The sequence below is a fragment of the Vibrio rotiferianus CAIM 577 = LMG 21460 genome (assembly GCF_002741985.1).
In the GTDB taxonomy this organism is placed as follows: Bacteria; Pseudomonadota; Gammaproteobacteria; order Enterobacterales; family Vibrionaceae; genus Vibrio; species Vibrio rotiferianus.
On record NZ_APHW01000111.1, the window covers coordinates 239,302 to 258,014 of the forward strand.

An 18,713-nucleotide genomic window follows, 5' to 3' on the forward strand; every position below is an offset into this window, starting at 1 on the left:
ATTCCTTCTCTATCACTTAACTTGGTAATTGACGGTGATTACGCCCGTCTCTTCCGTTGGTTTGATTTGGTAGCGTGCTTCTTTGTCCGCTAACTGAATTTTTTGGCGCAGGTAGTTACGACCACCATGCTCGCGCACCACTTCCACATGGAGCGTGTAATCACCTTGCTCAAGGCGCTGACCATCGTCGTTGGTACCATCCCAAACAAAGCGATATTGACCTGCCGGGCGAGTTGCTGATGTCACCGCATCAACCAGTTCACGGTCATAACGGCCTACTTTGCGCCACCAGCTACGAAGATCTTTCAGCCATTCATCTTTACCGACCCAAAGCTGGATGGTTTTCACTGGTTTACGTTTCTCATCCTCAATCCAAAGTGCCACATAAGGGCGTGCATACATTGAGGTATCAATTTTGGGTAACTCAAATTCAAAATCGACTTTTGCGCTGTCAGGTAAGGGCGTAGCTAATAGAGGCAAAGGAGCTAAAGCTGCAATCAAAGCCATTTTGCAAAAGGAGTGGTGACAAAAAGATCGGCCTTTTTTTAACATCGGGTTTTCTCTGAATAGGCCGCTATAGCACAGCAGCAAAATAAATAACAAGTGACAACACAGTGCCAAAAGACATCCACTGCATTGAGGTTCTAAAAGTCTTCTTCTTTGGAAGTAGCAGACACACACCAGTCAAGACAAAAAAGACCATCAGCAAGGCAGTGATATCAATAAACCACTTCCAAACCTCTCCGCTGTTTCGGCCTTTATGTAGGTCGTTTAGTAGCGCAACAGTGCCGTAGTTGGTGGTTTCTACTTCAGCTTCACCGGTCGTCATATCAACGAATACCGTCGCGTTGTAACCTGGGCCTTTGAAATCCAAAGAAAGCTCACCAATGAGCAGCTCGCCGCCCTCAACCTCGGTGTACACATCAAGTGCTGATGGCGTGCCTCGTAAGTCTGTTTCTTGGGTGAGGAAACTCAGTAGTGCTGCTCGATTAGGTTGAAAACTTCCCTCGTTAGCAAAGAGTTGTTCATTTGGAATGGTCAGCGTGTGTTGCTGAATGATGGGTTCACTGCGCTCGAACAGTTCTGGGCGATTTAGTGTGATGCCAGTTAACGCAAAGAACAGCGTCACCAATAAAAGAGCCATAGAAATGTAAATGTGCAGACGGCGTGCCCAAGTTTGCACACCTTTGCTTTTGAGCAACATAGGAAACAATCATCACCAATAAATGAGCGCTTAATTTAGGTGATAATCATTCGTATTGGCATTTAATTTACATTGTTTACGTTTAGAGTAAACGTCAGGCTCCCGCTAAAAACAACGAGAGCAGATAAAGAGAAGTTTATCGAGCTAAAATGGGATAAGTGAAGAACACCAAATGGCAGAAGTTAAATAAGAAATGGGCTAACACCGCGCACCATAAACGGCCCGTGAAATGAAATACCAGTCCGTAGCCCAGTCCCGCCAACGTTGCGAATACAATAAGTAGAGGACCACCAGCAAAGTGAGCCAGGCCGAACAAGATGCTAGCGATGACTAAACCTAGTCGCCAATCAAAACGGCGGGAAAATGATTGCTGTACAAACCCTCGGAACAGCGCTTCTTCAGCCACACAAGTAAGTATTAGGTTGTTCAACGCAAATAGCCACCACCATGATGGCAGACTCAACTCTGGCTTTAATGCACCAAGCATAGCGGCAATAGGCAGCAGCGAAAGCAGCAGAATCATCACCAGCAATGCAGGCTTTACTCTGACTTTAGCCTCTCCGCCCAGCAAAAAAGGATAAGCGAGAAAGAGAGCAAAGAGAGCCAGCGGCTTGTCTAAATTCAGATACATCGAGAAAGGTGCGCTCAGTGGACCTGCCGTCACTTTGTCAAGAACTTGCAGATTATTGAAACCCGGAATGACATGCACAAAAAGCATGACACACCAAATGATCACAACGCTCCAGCCCAAATAATAAACGGGCTTCGTTTTTTGGTTCGACGCCAACATGGGCAGTCGATACGCAACACCCAAAACCACCAAAGTACTTACGAATGCGGTGAGCTCTATCCGACCGATAAACAGAGCACTCAGCAAAGTGAGTCCAAGTAAAACCAGAGCAACCACCTTTTGCCGAAAAAACACCGCACCTATCGCTAGAATAAGTGGGCCCCATAGCCAGATAGCAGAATCGAGATTCATAGTACTGTCCTTATAAGAAAAACTGACGTTCCAGTCTTAACGCTGAATGGAGGTAATATAACGTTATGATATTTAAAAACAGATCGAACCAGATTCACTGTTTACAAACAAAAAGACCCGAGAGTTATCCCGGGTCTTTCGAGCACCAATACGTGCCTATTTACAATTGGACTTAGCTATTCTGGCTCGCTTTTGCTTTGCGCAGTTGAGACAAGTATTTCACCCAACTCTCTGCTTGAGTTGATGGCTCAATCTCGTTCGCGCGCTTGGCATTCGCTAGCGCATCTTCTAGACGTTTCAGCTTATAGTAAGCACGAGTCTTCACTAATGCCACATCAGCTTTACGCCCAGAAACCTCGTCCAAGGCAACTAATGCATCTTTGTATTGCCCCTCTTGAACAAGCAGTTGAGACAAGTTCCAGTAATATTGACGGTCCAACTTTGCAGCCACGCGCCAACTTGCAATCGAATTATCCATTCCTTGGCCATCTGCCAGTACGTTGCTTGTTGTGCTTTAAGTTTGCTGTCTGAGTTTATGTCATTCAGCTCACCTAATATTTGTGCAGCTCGCTCTGGAATACCACGCTTGCCATACAACTGAGCGAGAAGCCTCAAATCACCTTGGTTCAACGCGACACCTTGCAATTTTGCAAGAGCGAGAGAATCCAGAGCACGCTTGTCATCATCAACACGTAAATACAGAGCAACAAGCTGTCGCCACCATTCCACACGCTCAGGCTCAATCGCAATCAGGCGTTTAATCGTAACAATGGCAGGTTTCCACTTTTTCAGCTCAAGCTCTGCAGACAATTTGATCGACAGAGGCGCCATCTCATCTGGCTGGCCCAATTTCTCATAACGAGCCATTGCAGAGAGCACTTTGTTCCATTGACTCAACTGATAGTGAGACTGCGCGATGCGCAACCAAATATCGTGCGCTTTTTGAGTCTTTGGCACCGATTTGCTCAAGTCGTAGTAGTGAGGCAGAGCTTTAGAAAACTGCTGCTCATTTAACAGCATATCCGCTAACATTTTCCGTGTTTGCCAAGCTTGCTCGTCATTCAAAAGATCGCTATTTACTGCGACCTCCAATTGTTTGATAGCAGGCTTAACTTGCTCATTCTGCCAGTAGAAAATACCCAGCATGCGAGCAACAAACGCTTGATCATACTCACGAGATAAGTCGAGACCTTCGAGCGTGGAAATGGCTTCTTGCAGCTTTTCTTCTTGCGCCAGGTTGTGAGCACGTTGAACACGAGTCGCCGTGTACTGACTCAGTTCATTCGCGACAGTGGTAAAAGCGCTCAGGCTTAATACCGCTCCGATTAAGAATTGCTTCATCATTTAGCTAACTTGAACTCCACTCTTCTGGTTTGCCCAAAGCGCTCGACCGCTACACCATTTTCAACCTTCGGCTGATACTTCGACTTTTTCAATGCACGAATGGCTTCTTTCTCGAACATTCTCTTAGGTTTAGCATCTATCACTTCAATGTCTTTAGGACGACCTGTCGCATCAATAGTAAAGCGCATCGTCACGTAGCCTTCGATCTTCCGCTTAACCGCTTTACTTGGGTAACGAGGCTCTGGGCTGTAAAGCATTATCGCCTGTTGGTTGCCCATGCTGCCTTTTAAGTTCGGCGCACTGATCGCGATACCATCCAGTGCGGTATTCAAACCCAATGCGCTGATTGGCGTGACTTGGCTCATTGGCTCTACTTGGGTTTCCGCTTGAGACAGATCCATCGGCTCTGGCGATTCTGGTGGTTCAGGCTGCTCAGGTACAGAGCGTTGACGACGTTGAACATCAGCATCATTCTCTACCATCACCATATCAAAGCGCACCGCCTCCGAAGGTTTAGGTGCACGTTGATTGCCCTTATCGACCATCCACGCCATAAAGCTAAACAAGCTCACCGCGATCAAAACTGATGCTGGTAGCGCGAGTAATAGCCTTTTCATTAAGGTTTCTCCGCCGCCAAAGCAATGTTCTTCACACCAGCGCCCTTCGCCGCATCCATAACTTTCACAACCGTACCATTGTAAGCATGCTCATCAGCTTGAATCACAAGCGATGCATCTGGCTGCTCAAGCAATAGGTGCTCAATGGTGGCTTCCACACGCTCGATATCCACCAAACGTTTATCGATGTACACATCATTTGCAGCAGTTACCGCAATAAAAATGCCCGCATCTTTTTGACTAACGACATTCGATGCTTGAGGGCGATTCACTTCTACACCAGACTCACGCACAAATGAGCTAGTCACAATGAAGAAGATCAACATGATGAAGACAATATCCAGCATCGAAGTTAAGTCGATCTGTGCTTCATCCTGTCGATTGGTTCTACGTCCGAGTCTCACTTCTGACTCCTTAAAGATTGTTCTAACTGGAGGGCTTTGCGTTCACACACTTTACTTAAGCGCGCATGCACAAACATGCCAGCAAGTGCTGCGACCATACCTGCCATGGTTGGCAGCGTCGCAAGTGAAATGCCAGAAGCCATCAATTTTGGATTGCTGCTACCTTGTGTGGCCATCACATCAAAAACCGTAATCATACCTGTTACCGTTCCTAATAGACCTAGCATTGGACAAATGGCCACAAGGACTTTAATCGTTGATAGGTTTTGACGCAGTTCAATGTGCGCTTTAGCTATCCATCCTTCGCGGATTTGATGCGCGTACCAAGAGTGATGATCGGCTCTTGCTAACCACTGCGCACAAAGCTGTTTCTTCACCTTTGGAAATTCCGTTGTTAGGTAAAGAACACGCTCCATAACCAGTAACCAGCACACCGCAACTACGGCTGCCAACCACCATAGGATTTGGCCACCTTGCTGCATAAAGCGCATCAAGGTTGAGGCCCAATCCTCACTGATCAAACCCAATGTGTTGAGTAGGATCTGCTCCATTACGCTGCGTTCTCCGCTACTGTATTCGGTGCTTTTTGGCCTTTTGGCATATCACGCTCAGCTTGTTCTGCCACAAGGCCAATACCTTGCTTCTCAAGAATATTGCGAATGTTCTCTGCTTGAGAGCTTAATACGTTGTGTGCCAGAAGCAGCGGCATTGCTGCAACGAGACCAAGTACAGTGGTCACCAATGCCATTGAGATACCACCAGCCATCACTTTCGGGTCACCGTTACCAAACTGAGTGATCACTTGGAACGTTTCGATCATGCCTGTTACTGTACCCAGTAGACCAAGCATCGGCGCCAGAGCAGCAAGCAGTTTCAGCATTGATAGGCCTTTCTCAAGGTGCGTTTGCTCATCCACGACAGCTTCTAGTAGACGAAGCTCAAGCGCTTCTACACTGCGGTGCTTGTCTTTGTGGTAAACCGCTAAGATACGACCGAGTGGGTTATCTTCTGGTTGAGCTGGATTCTTAAGCTGTTTGGCGATTTTCTGACGAGCAATCATTAGTGACACACCGCGAACCAACGCGATGATCAAACCAATCGCTAACAAGCCAAGAATGATCTTACCAACCACACCACCTGCGTTCAGGCGATCGGCCATGGTTGGTGAATTTGCTAATTGCTCAAGTAGAATGCCACGAGATGGGTCAATCACTACGGCATCGATTTCACCAGCCTTTACGCTGCTTGCCGTTGGACCATTCTCTGGTTGGCGGAGATAGCTAACTGCATCACCGCGTTGACCATTCCATTTTACGTAACCCGCATCGTTCAACAGCGCCATTGAGCCAAGGCGGACACCATCAACGGTTTGCTCACGCCCTTCACCATCAAGCAATGAGAAGGACACGTTCGCTATCTCGCCACTTGCTTTGACTTGCTCTTCCATACTGCGCCACATTGCTTGAAGCTGTGGCAATGTTGGTAGTGATTTAGCGGCAACAATGTCGGCGATATTTTGCTGGTAAGAGTTTGCGTCTACACCAGTAACAGAGTGCTTAAGTTCTGCTTCCAGTTCTTTTGCATTTTGGCGAACCACACCAAACAACTCACCTAAGCTGCCTGTTTCAAGGCGCAGTTTTTCTTCTAGCTGTGCAAGCTCTGCTTCATTTTCACTGAACGTCACGCCAAGCGTGTCAGCTTCTGCCTGTAACGCTACACGCTCTGCTACAAGCTTGTTTTTCATTGCTTGCAGCTCTTGTTGAGTTTGCTTAAAGCCAGACTCACGAGCCACGTTGTGTGACTGCTGTTGGCGGTTCTCTTGCTGTGCTTTCTGCAGCAAAGTATCGCTTGCAAATGTGGTGTGCGGTAGAAGCGCAGCGCTAGAAATCAATGCGACTGATAGCCATTTCTTCATCATTTATTTGCCCTCCGCAACGTTTAGAGACACAGGCAAAGTAAGCATGCTCGGTGCTATCTGTTTGTTCGCCATAGCAAATGCGTTATCGAGTTCTGCTTTCTGTTCCGTAGCAACGGCTTGCCATGCTTTTTGTTGCTGAGACCAACTCCAGAAATGCTCACCAGACAGGCTGCGCGCAATAAGTGACACACGGCCTAAGTAGAGAATATCGGCTTCAACTTGGTCGTTGCTGTCCAAAGCGATCTTACCTTGGTAAACAGCAATCTTAGTGCCGTAGTCCATTTCAATTTGGTACGCTTCTAGAATTCGACGGAATTTTTCAGCATCCGCGACGTCAGCTCGGGTCATCATGGCATCAAGTTTTTCAATGCGCTCTTCACGCTGTGCTTTGCGGATAGGTTTATCATTCGCCACAATCGTTTTAAGGCCATCAAGCATGTGATACATCAAAGGCACTACGCCTTGACGAGTCTGAGCGATCTGCTCAATCTGCTCGTTCAAACTGGCGACTTCGTCATTCTGGCTATCGACAAGATTTGACAGGTGATCGCGATAAATCTTCAAGTTGCTGACTTCTTCTTGCAGCTGCTCAATTTCAGCTTCTAGAGACAAAGACTTCTCTGCACTTGCATCAATGCGCTTTTGGCTCACTGCCGACGCTTGGTTTGTTTTACTCTGCACTGCTTGTGCATCGTTAAGATTTTCCGCGTGAACGGGAATCAAAACCGATGAGATCAACAGAGCGATACTTGATTTCATTAGATTCATACGAGTTATATTTCTGTTTTCCAAAAACGACTAAAGGGGAAGACTCTTCTTCCCCTTTAAAAATCAGATTGTTATCAGTATTTGAACTGGATTGTCGCCATGTAGTTTCGGCCCTCACCTATCACTACATTACTCGCTCCCGCTTGATCACCATTTGTGCTACCGCCACCTGCTAAGTAGTCAGTATCGAACAGGTTTTCCACGTTGAATCGAGTTACTATGTCCAACTTCTCATCATACTTGTGTGTGTATGACACGCCCATATCAATACGTGCATACCCATCTTTCTTAAATGTGTTCGCCGCGTCGCCGTAGCGTTCACCTTCATAAATCAATCCCAGGTTTACGTTGGTGTTGTTCTGAACTTTGTAGCTCGACCAAACACTTGCTGAAAACTCTGGAACGTCTGCCGGACGGTTGCCTTGATAGTACTTACTTCTAGTCAATTCTGCGTCTAAGTACATTGCAGAAGCAGTCAGAGATAGCTCATCAGTAACGAAACCTTGCGCTAGGACCTCAGCACCTCGGTGCACTTGCTCACCATCTTGCGTCGCTAGTTCCATGCCAGGATTGTTTGGATCGTTAACATCTATTCGAACATTTTCCAAAGTAATGTCAAACAACGCACCAGTTAGGTATAAACGCTCATCAAACAGTTCCCATTTAGTACCTACTTCGTAAGAAATACCGCGCTCAGCTTCTAGCTCCTCACCATCATTGGTAAAATCAGTATCACTTACCGCACCTTGTGGCATAAAGCTTTCAGAGTACTGGACATAGATTGAACCGTTGCTCGCAGGATGAAAGATAACGCCCAGCTTTGGTGATACTTGGCTCTCAGTTAATGTATCACTACGCTTTTCATCGTAACGAACACCCGCTAGTACTTGCCAATAATCGTTGATTGTCATCATGTTTTGCGCGTAGATACCCCAAGTATCATATTCGCTGGTCGGCCACTTTTTAGAGCTTGTTGGCTCTGGCTTAACAACGGTTTCGCCCGCAGGGACGTACGCTTGATCATGGAACGCCATAAAACGGTCGTAGCTGTAATCTAGATAGTTTACGCCAACTAAAAGGGTGTTTTCTGTGCCAAATAGTGAAAAATCTGTCGTCACATCTACGTACGCAGTATCAAATACCCAGTTATCAGAACGCTCGTTACCTTTGTGCTTAACCGTACCGTCTTTTTCGTACATATCGAATTTCGGGTAAGACTCCACATCAAAACGTTTGAAATCTTGACGGTTATAACCCGCTTTCACATTTACGTTATCTGTAACTTGCGCATTAATGTCGATACCGTAGTTTTCTACATCGTTATCGATCTTCGACCATTGTGCATCCCAAATATACTTGTCTCCAAGCACAGGCTTACCGTCTACGATGTAAGCACCTGAATCCACACTGCCTTCATCTTTGGTACGGTCATAATGTGCAGAAACCATCACGTTTTCAGTGATGTCGTACTCCACAACTAAACCACCAACCGCACGGTCCGTTTCTGGCTCGGTACCGTCACCGTATTCGCGCCATGAGCCGTAGCTTTCTTTTGCAAGAATGGCGCGAGCACGTAGCGTCTCTTCTTCATTCAATGCACCACTCACGTCTAGTACTGTACGAGAATGATCGTTTGAACCGATATCTTGGCTCAAGCTTGCTTGCGTTTCTGTTGTTGGCTTCTTCGAAACCATGTTCACAAGGCCACCCGGCTCAGACTTACCGTAAAGTAGGCCTGAAGGACCCTTAAGAACTTCAACTCGCTCTAAAAGCTCAATTGGTTGACGGTAGTGAGACCAGTGCTGACGACCATCGCGTAGGAAGCCATCTGAGCTGCTTAGTTCAAAACCACGTAGTGAGAAGCGCTCACGGTTACGGCTTGTACCGCCCGCACTAACACTCGCGTCATTTTGTAGAACTTCACCTAGTGTGCTTGCACGTTGCTCATCGATTACTGCTTCATCAATAACAGCAACTTGCCCTGGAGTTTCCAGTTGCGTCATTTCCATACGCATTGCTGTTGTGTTGGTATCCGCTTTGTAACCAAATTCACGGCCTTCAACTACGAGGTGTTCATCTGTTGTTTGAACTTCTGCCACTGCAGGCGCTGCTAACACCGCACCGATCACTAATGCCAATTGGCTCTTAGTAAACATATCCTTTCACTCCGACTATTTTCGGGTCGCATCTTAAACAACGCGATTCCCTTTTAATTATTTCGGCAGTGAATATAAATGACAACCATTACCATTTGCATTAAATTTACATTCTTTGCATTCGTAAAGGTTTGTAAAGAGGTAGTGTTCAATTTGCTTCGTGAACTAGATGTAAATCACATTTTTCCCTTCACTATGATTTAGCCTACTGTCTGAACAGCAAGGTAACTGCAAGTCCACCTTCAGGGCGATTAGATGCAATGACTTTACCCCCCATCATTCTCATCGACTCTTTAACTATCGCTAGTCCTAGGCCATAACCACCGAGCTTTTTGTCGCGAGATGCATCTAGGCGGGTAAATGGGTCAAATATATCTGACAGCTTATCCTTTGGAATACCGGGACCATCATCAGAAATGGTCACCGCCAAATAACTATGCTTATCGGCGATTTTATTCGATAACGAAACATCAATCTGAGCAGTCTCCCCTGCGTACTTGATCGCATTACCAATCAGATTGTTTAAACATCGAACCACTAAAGTGTCATCACACTGTGCCTTTGTTCTTGTTGCTTCACAATCAAATGAAAGCTTCTGCTCAGCTTTCAAATCTATTTTGCAACGCTCTACTTGAGGGGCAAGCAAGAGCTCTAAGTCACTGCGTTTTAACTCCGTATCGTAGCGTGCATTTTCTAACCGACTGAACTCCAGAATCTCTCCTATAAGATGATTAAGCTCATTGGCTTCTTCTTCCATACGATTCACTAGACTCTGTTCGCTATCACCGACACGCTTTCTTAACAGGTGTAATACCAAATTCTGACGGGCAAGAGGCGTACGTAACTCATGAGACACGTCGCGGATTAGACGACGTTGCTTTTCCGCCAACGAGTGGATCTCTTTGGTCATGTGATCAAAGTCTCGAGCCAGTTCATTGAACTCGCGCGTGTTTGATTTCAGTTCAGCAACCACGCTCACGTTGAAATCACCAGCCGACAGCTTATTGCTGGCTTCTCTAAGTCGATCCAAAGGCTGTTGTAGATTCCTTGCCATCAACAGCGAAAAGAGAGCTAAAATGACCGCAGCAATGATTACCTTAAGTATTGAAAAGTAGAGAATGAAATCATGGGCTGGGTGCAAACGGTGCGGTAGCTGAATGACTAAGCTATTGTTACCAATAAGAGGAATACTGAAAATAGGTCTACTGACTTTACCTTCTAGCTGCTCGTCTAAACTCCTTTTGAATTTCAACTTAAACTCAAAATGAGGGTGCATTAGGCGATGCGTTATTGGGTGTTGGTTTTCATTTAAAACAAACAAATAAAAATGCTGAGCATTGGCCCAATCCGCCAATTCATCCATGTCCCCGTCTTCAATCAACACGTTGGCTTGATGAGCCAAATCCAGCATTTCAGTTTTGACTGCTGCTGGAACTTTAAGCATCGCTTTAACCAATGCTTGCTCAGCAACAGCTTGGACGGCCAAAATGCTAATGACGATGGCAGTCATATAGCTAAAAAGTTGAAATGCAAGGCTGTCTCTGCGCTTAGCGATGTAGGATGGGCACACAAACTTCATTAGCTCGTCACAGCCTCTAGGTAGCTATAACCTTTACCACGAAACGTTTTAATATGCTGTTTAGACAAGCCCGCTTCCACCAGTTTTCGACGTATATTGCTGATATGCATATCCAGATTACGATCAAACGGGCTCAGTTCTTTCTTTAAAACTTCGGTTTGCAACTCAGCTTTAGAGACCACAATACCCTGATTTTTAACCAGATAACCAAGCAAATCAGCTTCAGTACCTGTCAATGGCAAGCTATTTAGTTGACCACTAATACTTTGCACAGTACTGCACATCGCTTGTCGCTGACGTTCCAAACCTACTCGGCGAAGAATCGCTTTTATGCGCATCAACAGCTCAGCGACATTAAATGGCTTACCGATGTACTGGTCGGCCCCAGCTTGATAGCCATCTAACATTGAGTTCTCATCATTTAGCGCGGTGAGCATCAGAATCGGAGTGGCAAAGCGTTGACAAATACGACGAGCAACTTGCATACCATTTAGGTTTGGCAGCATCACATCAAGAAGAACCAAGTCAACTGGTGTTTTTTCCATATACTGCAACGCACTTTCACCGCAATGCACCGAAGAAACGGTATAACCCTCTTCTTGCAATACTGCCTCTAACAATTCACACAACGGAACGTCATCATCTACGATCAAAACTCGAGACATGTTCAATTACCACTCAAATAAAAATGGTTCGCATTCTATTACTCATTTACACATTAAACAACCATAGTTTTTGTGGTTTTTACATCGAAAAACGGTACAAAAAAAGCCCACTTTTCAGTGAGCTAATTCAAGTTTTGTTCGTTATATATAATATCTGCTAAATCAGCACTTTAGACCTGTCACTTTAGCAACATCTTCAACGATACTGCGCAAGTTGCTACCAATGGAATGCAAGGTTTCCAATTCTTCTTCTGTAAATGGGTGAGTAAGTACTGACTCTGCACCTTTTTTACCAACAATTGTCGGTAAGCTGAGCACCACACCTTCTACCCCATATTGCCCGGTCATCATAGTACCGACAGGAAGGACGGAACGCTCATTAATCTTAATAGCCTGAATAATACGAAATACACTCGCGGCAATACCATGAACCGTATTTTGTTTACGGCGAAAGATCTCGTAACCAGCTTGTTTGACAGCTTCGAGTAACTCATCTGCATCAATACGCGCTATATGGTGTGTATCACAGTAGTAGTCTGCGGGTTGCCCTGCGATGGAAATGAGACTTTTAGGCGTAAAGCAGTTACTACCGTGTTCACCAAGAACGTAGCCAAAAATGTTCTTAGGATCCAAATCAACACGATTTGCGACGATACTCATCAAACGTGCCGTATCAATCACACAGCCACTGCTAATGACTCTGTTGTTATCGAAACCAGTATTAGCCGCGATGAAGTGTGCGACAATATCACAAGGATTAGAAACAACAATCAATGTTGCATTAGGAGCCACTCGCTCAATCTTTCGAGCAATTTCAACACCAATCTTAGCGTTAATTTCTGCAATATCGATTCGAGTCTGGCCTTGTTTAATCTGCGCGCCTGCAGTAATCACAACAATATCTGCACCTAGGAGATCTAGATAATCATCGGTAGGAATAATGTGAGTGTTTTTAGAGAACGTAAGTGCAGCAGTATGACGGAAGTCGAAAACCTCCCCTTCGGCACGCTCTAAGTTCTGATCCAGTAGAACCAATTCACTTACGCTACCCATGGTCAGTAAGTAATTACATACTCCAACACCAACGGCACCAGCGCCAATTACACCAATCTTCATACTTCTCTCCCTGAAAATATAGTTACACCCTCTCTTAATATTCACCCTAAAAGCGTGGGCCGCGAGAGCATAAAAGTCCAATTACTTTATGATACCTAGAATACTTATCTAAGCTAGTCTTTCTCTATTCGATCGAGTTTAAATGATGGCAATTTCTTCTTTGTTTTCATAAATAAAAAATAATCCCATACATTTCGACTCTAGAAACGAAAAAGGAGTACAATTCTTTGCAGTTTCTTATTGAGAATAGACGTATATGACAACGCTATTGATTGGCCACCGAGGTGTGGCAGGTAAGTATCCAGAAAACACGAAAGCCAGTATTCAAGCCGCCATTGATATGGGACTGCATTGGGTTGAAGTAGATGTTCAACCAACCAAAGACAACGTACTGGTAGTTTGTCATGATCACACAGTAAACCGTTGTAGCAATGGTCGAGGTCGAGTTGACCAAATGACCTTATCAGAACTTCGAACGTTGGATTTTGGTCGCTGGTTTAGCGATGAGTTTGTCAATGAATCCATCATGACATTATCAGAGCTGCTAGAGCTCGCAGCAGAAAATAACCTGAACCTCAATATTGAAGTAAAAGTCGATCACCATTCCGCAGAAGATGTTGCTCAAATAGTCGCTCAAACGCTCTCTGAAAGTCCATTAGCTCATGAGCGCATCCTTTTATCAAGCTTTAGTCATGATGTGATTAGAGCACTACACAAGCACTGTACTGGCTATCGGTTAGGAGTATTAAGTGAGTTCTTTACTCGTCAAGATAAGCTGTTGTTGGAAGAGGTAAATGCTTACAGCTGCAACCTCAATATTAACTGGGTGCGTTCACGCCAAATCAATAAACTACAACAAGCGGGCTATAAGGTGATGTGCTATACGGTCAACAACCCAAATAAGCTAAAACACTTACCAGCCTTGGATGGCATCTTTAGCGATCACCCTAGCCGATTCATGTCTAATTCATAATATTGGAATCTGGAACTTCATTACCATTCAATGGTAATTGGGGTTCCCATTTTGACCAACTTGATAAACTCATCCATCTCTTCGTTGGTAATAGCGATACAACCATTGGTCCAATCAAAGCTTTGAATAAACTGAGGGGATTGCGTCTCACCATTCTTGAGACCATGAACCTTTATGTCTCCACCAGGAGATACACCTCGTCGATGGGCCTCCAAACGGTCAATCGCATCTGGGTAACTGATGTGGACAGAACGATAGAAAGCAGAATCATTAATCACATAATCTAGGGTGTAATCACCTTCTGGGGTTCTATTATCCCCTTCTTGCTGTTTGTGTCCTTTGGGATTAGCGCCTAACGCAATTCGGTATTCTTTCACCACCTCGCCATTTTCCATTAGGTACATTCTGCGCTTAGATTTGTCTACTTTGACCAAATCTACAGCAGCCTGCGTAAGAGGGATAAAAAAACAACACAAGATTAAAGACAACCATTTTACTGACATCGCCAGAACGCCTAACTCTTACAACTTAAGGGAACACCAAAGAGCAGCCATGCTAATCATAAGGTAATACCAAAGCAAACTTAATATGTACAAATATCACTACTTATTGCAACCAAGTTATATTACTTTATAAGGAGATTACTTTATAAATTCAGCACAAATAGAGAGGGTATTATGCTTAACATCGCTTTTTTCAGTGCAAAATCCTATGACGAAGCCTCTTTCAATAAAATCAAAAATCATCGGGACTTCGAGTTCCACTATCACGATTTTCGATTGACCTCTAAAACAGCGAAAATGGCGCAAGGTTGTGAAGTGGTATGTGCCTTCGTTAACGATGACTTATCTGCACCTGTACTTAAACAGCTTTCTCTAAACGGTACTAAGCTTATCGCTATGCGCTGTGCTGGTTTTGACAAAGTAGATTTAGAGGCTGCAAAGGAGCTAGGCCTGCAAGTAGTTCGCGTTCCAGCCTATTCCCCAGAAGCCGTCGCTGAGCATACGGTCGGTATGATGATGTGCCTGAATCGCCGACTACATAAAGCGTATCAGCGTACACGTGATGCAAACTTCAACCTAGAAGGCTTGGTCGGTTTCAACTTCTATGGAAAAACCGTAGGCATTGTTGGCACCGGTAAAATTGGTATCGCGACTATGCGTATCTTCAAAGGCTTAGGCATGGAACTGCTTTGCTATGACCCTTATGAAAACCCACTTGCACTAGAAATGGGCGCTCGCTACTGTTCTCTCGAAGAAATTTACGCCAACGCAGACGTCATTTCTCTCCATTGCCCTATGAGCGAAGAAAACTACCACTTATTGAATGATCAAGCCTTCTCTCAAATGAAAGATGGCGTCATGATCATTAATACTAGCCGTGGTGAATTGCTTGATTCAGTCGCCGCTATTGAAGCACTAAAACAGGGCAAAATTGGCGCACTAGGTTTAGACGTGTATGACAATGAAAAAGACCTATTCTTCCAAGACAAATCAAACGACGTAATTGTCGATGACGTGTTCCGCCGCCTATCCGCTTGTCACAACGTATTGTTCACAGGGCACCAAGCCTTCTTGACTCATGAAGCGCTGAACAACATAGCTTCAGTAACTTTAAACAACGTTGATGCTTTCTTTGCGGGCAATGCGTCAGGCAATGAACTGATCAACTAAATCAATAGATCGAGCAGTATAGTAGAGCGTTGAATTTCAGCTATGCTATACTCCTCGACCATTAAAAATTTGAGTCCAATTACCATGAGCATAAAAACCGATATTCAAAAGCTGCACAACCGTTTAGATACTTGCCAACGCAAACTGGATGCGGCACGTTCTCGTGGTGATCATGAAATGATTACTAAGTTCACGAATGAAGTTGACGATCTAACGAAGAAACTTAACCAACTTAAGCACAAGCAAACATACGAACTTAACAAAGAGCGTAAGAGCCTGCTTGATATGCCATTTTCTCGTGAAATCACAAAAGCTGAGCAAGCAGACATTGGTAAGCTTAAGAAGCGTGTTCGTGGTCTAGTTATCGTTCACCCATTAACAAAAGTGGGTAAAGAATTGCGCCTAGACGTAATGACAGGTTTTGCTCCGAAAGAGTTCTAATCACTCTTTTAAACAACAGATATTAAAAAGCCCAAGCTGCTTAGCTTGGGCTTTTTTGTGCCTAAAATTCATAAAGTTAAGCTTAGAAAAATCACCATTATAGATAGTGAGTGACACTGCAACCTGTTCGTTTTCAAATTCTCGTAGTGGCAAAGCTTTAGCTAATTTCCAAATACTAAAAACGACAAAAGCCCCGCTATTTCTAGCGAGACTTCTTAATCGTTCTGAGATTTGGGACTCGATCGACTAGAGATTTGATGCAAACCCCGTCTAATTCTCAAACGTCAGAAATGACGAAAGCCCGTTGATTTCTCAACGGGCTTTCTGTGTAGTGGCGGAGAGATAGGGATTTGAACCCTAGATACGCTATTAACGTATGCCGGTTTTCAAGACCGGTGCTTTCAACCACTCAGCCATCTCTCCACAAATTGTCATCAACAGATTAGTACACTGGTGATGTTGTTACTTGTTTATACAGGTAACGATATTTAAAGCCTGGCGATGTCCTACTCTCACATGGGGAAGCCCCACACTACCATCGGCGCTAATTCGTTTCACTTCTGAGTTCGGAATGGAAATCAGGTGGGTCCAAATCGCTATGGTCGCCAAGCAAATTCTTTAATTCTGGAAAGCTGTTTTCAGTTCTTAACACATTCAATGTTCTTACATTGAGTCCATCAAAACCCCTTGGGTGTTGTATGGTTAAGCCTCACGGGCAATTAGTACAGGTTAGCTCAACGCCTCACAACGCTTACACACCCTGCCTATCAACGTTCTAGTCTCGAACAACCCTTTAGGATACTTAAAGTATCAGGGAAGACTCATCTCAGGGCTCGCTTCCCGCTTAGATGCTTTCAGCGGTTATCGATTCCGAACTTAGCTACCGGGCAATGCGTCTGGCGACACAACCCGAACACCAGAGGTTCGTCCACTCCGGTCCTCTCGTACTAGGAGCAGCCCCCTTCAATCTTCCAACGCCCACGGCAGATAGGGACCGAACTGTCTCACGACGTTCTAAACCCAGCTCGCGTACCACTTTAAATGGCGAACAGCCATACCCTTGGGACCGACTTCAGCCCCAGGATGTGATGAGCCGACATCGAGGTGCCAAACACCGCCGTCGATATGAACTCTTGGGCGGTATCAGCCTGTTATCCCCGGAGTACCTTTTATCCGTTGAGCGATGGCCCTTCCATTCAGAACCACCGGATCACTATGACCTGCTTTCGCACCTGCTCGAATTGTCATTCTCGCAGTCAAGCGGGCTTATGCCATTGCACTAACCTCACGATGTCCAACCGTGATTAGCCCACCTTCGTGCTCCTCCGTTACGCTTTGGGAGGAGACCGCCCCAGTCAAACTACCCACCAGGCACTGTCCGTAACCCCGATAAGGGGTCGACGTTAGAACATCAACACTACAAGGGTGGTATTTCAAGGACGGCTCCACCAACACTGGCGTGCTGGTTTCAAAGCCTCCCACCTATCCTACACATGTAGGGTCAATGTTCAGTGCCAAGCTGTAGTAAAGGTTCACGGGGTCTTTCCGTCTAGCCGCGGGTACACTGCATCTTCACAGCGATTTCAATTTCACTGAGTCTCGGGTGGAGACAGCGTGGCCATCATTACGCCATTCGTGCAGGTCGGAACTTACCCGACAAGGAATTTCGCTACCTTAGGACCGTTATAGTTACGGCCGCCGTTTACCGGGGCTTCGATCAAGAGCTTCGACCGAAGTCTAACCCCATCAATTAACCTTCCGGCACCGGGCAGGCGTCACACCGTATACGTCATCTTACGATTTTGCACAGTGCTGTGTTTTTAATAAACAGTTGCAGCCACCTGGTATCTGCGACTCTCAATAGCTCCATCCGCGAGGGACTTCACCGTCGAGAGCGTACCTTCTCCCGAAGTTACGGTACCATTTTGCCTAGTTCCTTCACCCGAGTTCTCTCAAGCGCCTTGGTATTCTCTACCCGACCACCTGTGTCGGTTTGGGGTACGATTCCTTACAATCTGAAGCTTAGAGGCTTTTCCTGGAAGCATGGCATCAATGACTTCACTACCGTAGTAGCTCGACGTCGTGTCTCAGCCTTAAGAAGAGCCGGATTTACCTAACTCTTCAGCCTACACACTTGAACCTGGACAACCGTCGCCAGGCCCACCTAGCCTTCTCCGTCCCCCCCCATCGCAATTGTAAGAAGTACGGGAATATTAACCCGTTTCCCATCGACTACGCCTTTCGGCCTCGCCTTAGGGGTCGACTTACCCTGCCCCGATTAACGTTGGACAGGAACCCTTGGTCTTCCGGCGAGGAGGTTTTTCACCCCCTTTATCGTTACTCATGTCAGCATTCGCACTTCTGATACCTCCAGCAAGCTTTACAACTCACCTTCAACGGCTTACAGAACGCTCCCCTACCCAATGAAGTAAACTTCATTGCCGCAGCTTCGGTTTATAGCTTAGCCCCGTTACATCTTCCGCGCAGGCCGACTCGACTAGTGAGCTATTACGCTTTCTTTAAATGATGGCTGCTTCTAAGCCAACATCCTAGCTGTCTAAGCCTTCCCACATCGTTTCCCACTTAGCTATAATTTGGGACCTTAGCTGGCGGTCTGGGTTGTTTCCCTCTCCACGACGGACGTTAGCACCCGCCGTGTGTCTCCCGGATAGTACTTACTGGTATTCGGAGTTTGCAAAGGTTGGTAAGTCGGGATGACCCCCCCCTTAGCCTTAACAGTGCTCTACCCCCAGTAGTATTCGTCCGAGGCGCTACCTAAATAGCTTTCGGGGAGAACCAGCTATCTCCAGGTTTGATTGGCCTTTCACCCCTAGCCACAAGTCATCCGCTAATTTTTCAACATTAGTCGGTTC

Annotated in this window: 16 protein-coding genes, 1 tRNA gene, 2 rRNA genes and 1 pseudogene; 3 read left to right on the top strand and 17 right to left on the bottom strand. The window is 45.6% G+C overall.

The features are described from left to right. Positions 1-12: 12 nt before the first annotated feature. The 13 genes and pseudogenes from B853_RS25805 to B853_RS25865 form a co-directional block, all read right to left on the bottom strand. Entirely contained in the window at positions 13-552 is a 540-nt protein-coding gene (locus B853_RS25805) for a DUF2271 domain-containing protein (RefSeq protein ID WP_038883202.1), read from the bottom strand. Between the two features lie 22 nt (positions 553-574). Beyond that, a complete protein-coding gene (locus B853_RS25810) occupies positions 575-1,204 on the bottom strand; it encodes a PepSY-associated TM helix domain-containing protein (protein WP_038883201.1) in 630 nt (209 codons plus the stop codon). 136 nt (positions 1,205-1,340) lie between these two features. Next, on the bottom strand, positions 1,341-2,186 hold the full coding sequence (locus tag B853_RS25815) for a CPBP family intramembrane glutamic endopeptidase (RefSeq protein WP_038883200.1): 846 nt from the start codon (positions 2,184-2,186) through the stop codon (positions 1,341-1,343). A 172-nt stretch (positions 2,187-2,358) separates the two neighbouring features. After that, a pseudogene (locus tag B853_RS25820) lies at positions 2,359-3,530 on the bottom strand (tetratricopeptide repeat protein). After that, complete coding sequence (locus B853_RS25825; RefSeq protein ID WP_038883197.1) at positions 3,527-4,147, bottom strand: energy transducer TonB; 621 nt, start codon at positions 4,145-4,147, stop codon at positions 3,527-3,529. The pseudogene B853_RS25820 and the gene B853_RS25825 overlap by 4 nt, the downstream one beginning before the upstream one ends. Continuing rightward, positions 4,147-4,551, bottom strand: coding sequence for an ExbD/TolR family protein (locus tag B853_RS25830; protein WP_005432634.1), 405 nt, complete (start codon positions 4,549-4,551; stop codon positions 4,147-4,149). Before B853_RS25830 ends, B853_RS25825 begins: the two co-directional genes overlap by 1 nt. Beyond that, on the bottom strand, positions 4,548-5,102 hold the full coding sequence (locus B853_RS25835; protein ID WP_038883196.1) for a MotA/TolQ/ExbB proton channel family protein: 555 nt from the start codon (positions 5,100-5,102) through the stop codon (positions 4,548-4,550). The genes B853_RS25830 and B853_RS25835 overlap by 4 nt, the downstream gene beginning before the upstream one ends. Then, positions 5,102-6,469, bottom strand: a complete 1,368-nt coding sequence (locus tag B853_RS25840; RefSeq protein ID WP_038883194.1) for a MotA/TolQ/ExbB proton channel family protein — start codon at positions 6,467-6,469, stop codon at positions 5,102-5,104. The genes B853_RS25835 and B853_RS25840 overlap by 1 nt, the downstream gene beginning before the upstream one ends. Next, positions 6,470-7,237: a DUF3450 domain-containing protein gene (locus B853_RS25845; protein ID WP_038883191.1), complete on the bottom strand. Its 768-nt coding sequence runs from the start codon at positions 7,235-7,237 to the stop codon at positions 6,470-6,472. A 74-nt stretch (positions 7,238-7,311) separates the two neighbouring features. After that, positions 7,312-9,393: a TonB-dependent siderophore receptor gene (locus B853_RS25850; RefSeq protein WP_038883189.1), complete on the bottom strand. Its 2,082-nt coding sequence runs from the start codon at positions 9,391-9,393 to the stop codon at positions 7,312-7,314. 205 nt (positions 9,394-9,598) lie between these two features. Next, on the bottom strand, positions 9,599-10,972 hold the full coding sequence (locus B853_RS25855) for a sensor histidine kinase (RefSeq protein WP_038883188.1): 1,374 nt from the start codon (positions 10,970-10,972) through the stop codon (positions 9,599-9,601). After that, a complete protein-coding gene (locus B853_RS25860; RefSeq protein WP_010453303.1) occupies positions 10,972-11,637 on the bottom strand; it encodes a response regulator transcription factor in 666 nt (221 codons plus the stop codon). The genes B853_RS25855 and B853_RS25860 overlap by 1 nt, the downstream gene beginning before the upstream one ends. Before the next feature lie 162 nt (positions 11,638-11,799). Next, positions 11,800-12,753, bottom strand: a complete 954-nt coding sequence (locus B853_RS25865) for a lactate/malate family dehydrogenase (RefSeq protein WP_038883186.1) — start codon at positions 12,751-12,753, stop codon at positions 11,800-11,802. Positions 12,754-13,009: 256 nt separating this feature from the next. On the opposite strand from B853_RS25865, the gene B853_RS25870 reads away from it, so the two are divergent. After that, complete coding sequence (locus B853_RS25870) at positions 13,010-13,726, top strand: glycerophosphodiester phosphodiesterase family protein (RefSeq protein ID WP_038883185.1); 717 nt, start codon at positions 13,010-13,012, stop codon at positions 13,724-13,726. Between the two features lie 20 nt (positions 13,727-13,746). Here the strand turns inward: B853_RS25870 and B853_RS25875 are convergent, their stop codons facing one another. Further along, positions 13,747-14,229 carry a L,D-transpeptidase family protein gene (locus tag B853_RS25875; RefSeq protein ID WP_010453309.1) on the bottom strand — a complete coding sequence of 161 codons (483 nt, stop codon included), beginning with the start codon at positions 14,227-14,229 and terminating at the stop codon, positions 13,747-13,749. A gap of 174 nt (positions 14,230-14,403) precedes the next feature. Between B853_RS25875 and B853_RS25880 the strand changes: the two genes are divergently transcribed. Next, the gene (locus B853_RS25880) at positions 14,404-15,399 is read left to right on the top strand and encodes a 2-hydroxyacid dehydrogenase (RefSeq protein ID WP_038883184.1); all 996 of its coding nucleotides are present in this window, start codon (positions 14,404-14,406) and stop codon (positions 15,397-15,399) included. Positions 15,400-15,483: 84 nt separating this feature from the next. Further along, positions 15,484-15,840, top strand: a complete 357-nt coding sequence (locus B853_RS25885) for a YibL family ribosome-associated protein (RefSeq protein WP_005530256.1) — start codon at positions 15,484-15,486, stop codon at positions 15,838-15,840. Positions 15,841-16,172: 332 nt separating this feature from the next. On the opposite strand, the gene B853_RS25890 is transcribed toward B853_RS25885, so the two are convergent. The 3 genes from B853_RS25890 to B853_RS25900 form a co-directional block, all read right to left on the bottom strand. Beyond that, positions 16,173-16,263: transfer RNA gene (locus B853_RS25890), tRNA-Ser, on the bottom strand. Between the two features lie 70 nt (positions 16,264-16,333). Continuing rightward, positions 16,334-16,450, bottom strand: a 5S ribosomal RNA gene (gene rrf, locus B853_RS25895). Positions 16,451-16,538: 88 nt separating this feature from the next. Next, positions 16,539-18,713: ribosomal RNA gene (locus B853_RS25900) — 23S ribosomal RNA — on the bottom strand; the annotation flags it as partial.

What these genes read in the sequence shown, in the direction of transcription:
- B853_RS25805 (WP_038883202.1), bottom strand. Translation starts at nt 552, where the DNA reads ATGTTAAAAAAAGGCCGATCTTTTTGTCACCACTCCTTTTGCAAAATG.
- B853_RS25810 (WP_038883201.1), bottom strand. Translation starts at nt 1,204, where the DNA reads ATGTTGCTCAAAAGCAAAGGTGTGCAAACTTGGGCACGCCGTCTGCAC.
- B853_RS25815 (WP_038883200.1), bottom strand. Translation starts at nt 2,186, where the DNA reads ATGAATCTCGATTCTGCTATCTGGCTATGGGGCCCACTTATTCTAGCG.
- B853_RS25825 (WP_038883197.1), bottom strand. Translation starts at nt 4,147, where the DNA reads ATGAAAAGGCTATTACTCGCGCTACCAGCATCAGTTTTGATCGCGGTG.
- B853_RS25835 (WP_038883196.1), bottom strand. Translation starts at nt 5,102, where the DNA reads ATGGAGCAGATCCTACTCAACACATTGGGTTTGATCAGTGAGGATTGG.
- B853_RS25840 (WP_038883194.1), bottom strand. Translation starts at nt 6,469, where the DNA reads ATGATGAAGAAATGGCTATCAGTCGCATTGATTTCTAGCGCTGCGCTT.
- B853_RS25845 (WP_038883191.1), bottom strand. Translation starts at nt 7,237, where the DNA reads ATGAATCTAATGAAATCAAGTATCGCTCTGTTGATCTCATCGGTTTTG.
- B853_RS25850 (WP_038883189.1), bottom strand. Translation starts at nt 9,393, where the DNA reads ATGTTTACTAAGAGCCAATTGGCATTAGTGATCGGTGCGGTGTTAGCA.
- B853_RS25855 (WP_038883188.1), bottom strand. Translation starts at nt 10,972, where the DNA reads ATGAAGTTTGTGTGCCCATCCTACATCGCTAAGCGCAGAGACAGCCTT.
- B853_RS25860 (WP_010453303.1), bottom strand. Translation starts at nt 11,637, where the DNA reads ATGTCTCGAGTTTTGATCGTAGATGATGACGTTCCGTTGTGTGAATTG.
- B853_RS25865 (WP_038883186.1), bottom strand. Translation starts at nt 12,753, where the DNA reads ATGAAGATTGGTGTAATTGGCGCTGGTGCCGTTGGTGTTGGAGTATGT.
- B853_RS25870 (WP_038883185.1), top strand. Translation starts at nt 13,010, where the DNA reads ATGACAACGCTATTGATTGGCCACCGAGGTGTGGCAGGTAAGTATCCA.
- B853_RS25875 (WP_010453309.1), bottom strand. Translation starts at nt 14,229, where the DNA reads ATGTCAGTAAAATGGTTGTCTTTAATCTTGTGTTGTTTTTTTATCCCT.
- B853_RS25880 (WP_038883184.1), top strand. Translation starts at nt 14,404, where the DNA reads ATGCTTAACATCGCTTTTTTCAGTGCAAAATCCTATGACGAAGCCTCT.
- B853_RS25885 (WP_005530256.1), top strand. Translation starts at nt 15,484, where the DNA reads ATGAGCATAAAAACCGATATTCAAAAGCTGCACAACCGTTTAGATACT.